We start from the raw sequence: 1,352 nt of genomic DNA, 5'->3' as shown, positions 1-1,352 counted from the left end.
GTTCTCTGATTGCGGCCTCGTCAAGCGTGGGGTTGTGTCCGTCCGGGGGCATGGTTCTCTCCGAGGTCGCATTGAGCGCCTCATGATGGTTTTCGGCGGTGGATCGTCTCCAATGTCTTGTGCGGGGTGTGGCGCCTAGCCATCCCATGCTCTACAGCGAGATCGATCAACCTCCGTCCCGTTGGGACTGCGCTCCCCGCTTCAGGGGCGGGAACTCAGATCAGGCGGTGGCCTCATTTGTCCATTGATAGTCGGTTCCATTTTTCCAGATCGTCAGCATCAGCACGGCGATTTTGCGGGCCGTCGCGACCGCCGCCTTGCGGAAGCCGCGACGGCCGGCCAGTCGCACGGCCCAGCTTTTGAGCCGCGAGAAACGTTTCACCTGGTGGATCACGGATGACGCCGCCTCGAAGAGTAGCCCGCGCATTGCACCGTCACCGCATTTCGAAACGCGGCCCGACCAATCCATCTCGCCAGACTGATGCCGCTTTGGCGTCAACCCAAGAAAAGCGCCCACATCCGATGTCCGGCTGAACCGAGCGGGGTCATCAACCAAGGCTATGAAGCTGAGCGCGTTGACCGGACCAACACCGGGGATTGTCATCAGGCGTCGCGCGACAGGATGGACCTTGGCCGTTTTCCTCACCGCCTTGTCCAAGTCGTCCGCCACTTGGCACAACTTGGCATGGGTCGCGATGAAGGCATCGGCTATGGCCCGCAGAACCGGGTCGGTCTTACCCGCTGCCGCCAGTTGATCGCGGAACGCTTGCCTCTGTTTCCCATGGCCAATGCCGATCATACGGATCCCGAAGGTTTTGAGGACGCCACGAATGTGGCCTTCGAGGTCCTTGCGCAACCGGATCAACCGTTCCCGCGCACCTACCAAGCTGCGAAGCCGGTCGGCGTCCTCGCTACGGATGTGAACCGGCGTGAACCAGCCCGTTCGGGCGAGCTGCGCCAACCCTTCGGCATCGGAGGCGTCAGACTTGTTGAGCCGGGCCGAGAGGCTCTTGTGCGCCTTGCGCGCGTCGATGCAGGTGGCCGGAAGCCCGAGTCGCGTCATCCCGCGCTGCAGCCAAATCGACAAGTTCCCACTCTCATGTACAATCCGGCGCGGCATGAGCGAGCGGTTTCGAAACCAGCCTGCCACACCCTCGGGATCGGATGGGCAAGCGCCGCGCGCGATCGTCTTGCCATCACGATCCACAACACAGATCGAAATCTCTTTCAGCGAAACATCCAAACCCGCATAGTGTTCCATAGGTCGTTCTCCTCACGGCATTTATCCATGAGGCCAACATACCTGACCTCGTTCGCCCCCGGAGAGCGACCGCCGCAATCATACCATGTCT

At 61.4% G+C, this 1,352-nt stretch carries 1 protein-coding gene; it reads right to left on the bottom strand.

Annotation, left to right across the window (positions count from 1 at the left end):
* Positions 1-220 precede the first annotated feature (220 nt).
* A complete protein-coding gene (locus M4578_RS25680; protein ID WP_258095932.1) occupies positions 221-1,261 on the bottom strand; it encodes an IS110 family RNA-guided transposase in 1,041 nt (346 codons plus the stop codon).
* Positions 1,262-1,352 lie beyond the last annotated feature (91 nt).

The sequence above is a fragment of the Salipiger pentaromativorans genome, assembly GCF_024721115.1.
GTDB lineage: Bacteria > Pseudomonadota > Alphaproteobacteria > Rhodobacterales > Rhodobacteraceae > Salipiger > Salipiger pentaromativorans.
Note: the sequence above shows the minus strand (reverse complement) of the source record. Positions and strands in the feature narration are given on the sequence as shown.

Coding starts and splice junctions, on each gene's coding strand:
- M4578_RS25680 (WP_258095932.1), bottom strand. CDS start 1,261: ATGGAACACTATGCGGGTTTGGATGTTTCGCTGAAAGAGATTTCGATC.